Below are 3183 nucleotides of genomic sequence, written 5' to 3' on the forward strand. Positions count from 1 at the left end.
ATGTTTACTTGATCTCCAAAGATACCCTTTACGAAATCCTTATAGTCGTTTGGTGTAAAGATTCCAAACTGCTCCTGCACCTCATGAACGAAGGAATCCTCGCCCCAGGTATACGTATATAAGAACTCCATCGCATCGTTAACAGGCATTTTGACTGTATTGTCTGCAAGTACCTCATACTGGATTATACGCCCCTTAAATTCATGGACATACTGCTCTAAGAACTTCATTCCGCCCGCATCTTTAAAACGAATCACACGCATTAACGTTTTATCTTCGGTCATGATGCCATCACGAATGATAATACGACCTCCTGGCTTTAACACCTCATAAGCACTTTGCAGACCCTTTTTAATTACTTCATGATTGAATTTCTTACCTTCATACTCGATATAAGAGAACAGCTCATGAAGGATAGAAGAATATACAATCGTATCAACCGATTCTTTATCAAACGAGCTGCTTAAGTTGATTGCATCCCCTTTAATGACGTCCCAAGAACGACCCTCGTTCTGCTTCTTCTTTTTCAACGTATCAATCACGTTTTCGGAAATATCGATACCGTAGATTCGTTTATCCTCGGTCTCTTCTTCAATCATGTCTAGCATGACACCACCACCGGCTCCGACATCTACAACCGTATCTCCCTTTATATAATCAAGAATAATTCGTTTATCATCAGCCGAACTATTCATATGCTCCAGATACACTTCTTCGTTATGGAATCTATCATACGCATCCTTACGTAACCCGAAGAAATCAAACAGCAGCACATTTGCCCGAGCATGCATCATATCTATCTTTTCTGCCTCTACACAGAAGGTAATTAACGCCTCACCTACAGCAGAAAACTGAAACGACACATACGCAGTCTTCATATCTTCATCGACTTTAGCCTCAAAAGAAACATGCGTTGTATCCGGCTTCTCGTTCTCACGGTACTCCCGTAGATACTTCTCAATAACCCGCTTACGATACACGTTGTCCTTCTTCTCGCCTTTGAAATCATAGTGCAACTGCTGCATCAATTTCTCGAAATGGATATGCTGAACCTTTCCAGTGCCTATCTCGTTCTTTAACATAACAAAAACTGTCCAGATATCCTCGAAGCTAAGAGCATGCATAGACGGTTCTACATACCACAAATCCTTATCAGATAAGAAGGTTTGAACACCACTCTTCTCGCTCCCCATAATTATATCTTTTTCAAATGCTGACTCCTTATGTTTTGGCGTGAGTCTATGTATGCGAGAAGTAAATGGCTCCACATAACCATCAAACAGACCATCAATTGTAATCTTCACATCGTTCTTTACTTCACTCCACAAGGATTTTGATACGCCCTCAATAATACATTGGTTAAGATAGTATAGAATCTCCTTTAACCTAGCGTCTCCGTACTCTTCTTTATACGTGTTAATCAAATCAACATGAGAATCTAAACGAGCCTCCCCGCGGATATACTGCCCGATTAATCCATGTGTTCTAATTAAATCTCGAACAAATAAATACTCTGTAGAGTTTAAGTTTGTCTCTATACGTTCGATAAACTGAATATTACTAAAGATATCAGCAGAACCCTCGTTATGTACCAATAGGTTAATCCCGTTTTTCTTCCATTGCTCCCGCTGTTTTAAAGAGCCTACCTTTGCAAGCTCACTATACGTTAGTACCTTTTCAATAATATGATACGCTTCTTCATCTAAAGACAACCCATCTAACACTTGCAGCGTACGGTGTACATAGTACAACACCGCATCTGTCTTTAATGCACCAAGTACCTGTACATTCTCATAGTTTTGATGTATCTCCTCTGCCTCGATTAGATGCTTTAACCACGTAGGGAGAGCATTAGAAAACCCTTCAATGTATTTATTTAGAACTTCAATGTTTTTCAGCTTATTTACCCCCATATATAATCAATATCCTCGCATTACCCTAACGCCCGTAACACATTAAGTCCATTCTCTGTTAGCTTTACCGCACCGTTTGGACAACCCTCACAACCTGTACTTTGCAATTAACCGTTTATTAAGCAGCGATTGTACCGTCCGTTTGTTGGGACCCCATAGCTCAGCAGGGAGAGCGCCACCTTGACAGGGTAGAGATCATGAGCCCGAGCCACCGGAGTCATACAACTACTTTCAAAATAGTTTATAACTTATAAAAATCTGTCTCATTAGTTCTTATTTCAGACCTTAATTTTTAAACTTCAAACATAAAACTCCTACGGTTGGAAAATCCGCCGGGGCCCACTTTAACTCCAATAAATTATTAACATGAACCCATATCAACTCGGCATGCTTTTTTGATTACATTTCTATAAAATCATACATTAAGCATAATTCCAATCTTTTCCGATATCACAATCCCCATATGGATTTATTCCATTAAATGCTCCAACATACATAACTTTCCCACTGCGAATGATCCATTCYATACCATGTTCCTCTTCCCATGTGCAATTTAATTCTAAATCAATGACAGGTTCAGATTTATTTTTAGGATTCGGAATACATATAGTATTTGGTGTAATATGAGGTAGAACATCTGTCAGTTTAGAAAATTCTATAATATCTTCACCTATATCATCAAGAAATTCATTACAGTATCTAATAGATGCTTTACAAAGTTTATTTATCAGTTCTTCACTTAAAGAATTTAAGTATGTTATACATAGCTCTGCGTATTCGATATCTGCATCTTGGTCTATGTATACCAGAATATTTTGATCAAATAATTTCTTTTTATTAGCTTGATAGCGATGTGGTGCTACCCCATCGCCATCAAGCTAATATTTTGAAGTACCCCCTAAATGAAAATTTTCTTTCTCTACAGTTAGTTATTTTGAGAGGTCAGCTCATTTTTTTGTTTTGGGGGTGTTTACTTTTCTTATTTATTCTATTTAACAAAAGCACCTTTTTGTTTGAATGTATTATTTCACAAATTCCCCGTCATAGAAATAACTTTATTATGATTTACAGTTTACAATGACTGAAATTCATATTAATAAAGACCTCCATTTACGATTCGAACTTTGCATATGAATTGCTAATCAAGTAATAAATCGGACTTAAATACGATTACAGCATTTCCTGCAATTCTTACTTCCTCTGGCTCCTGATTACAAATTTTCACTTGAACATCAATGATACCCGCCCGTTTTATAGCTTCGCCCTGCAC

General features: G+C 37.7%; 1 protein-coding gene and 1 pseudogene. Both read right to left on the reverse strand.

Translation table 11 applies throughout. The features are described 5' to 3' along the window. On the reverse strand, positions 1-1913 hold a 1913-nt coding region (locus AC1DTM_RS21085), incomplete at its 3' end, for a class I SAM-dependent methyltransferase (protein WP_477000791.1). A 422-nt stretch (positions 1914-2335) separates the two neighbouring features. Beyond that, positions 2336-2731: pseudogene (locus AC1DTM_RS21090) on the reverse strand (DUF6985 domain-containing protein); the annotation flags it as partial. Positions 2732-3183: the final 452 nt, after the last annotated feature.

The sequence above is a fragment of the Bacillus sp. P4_D3 genome, from assembly GCF_056401855.1.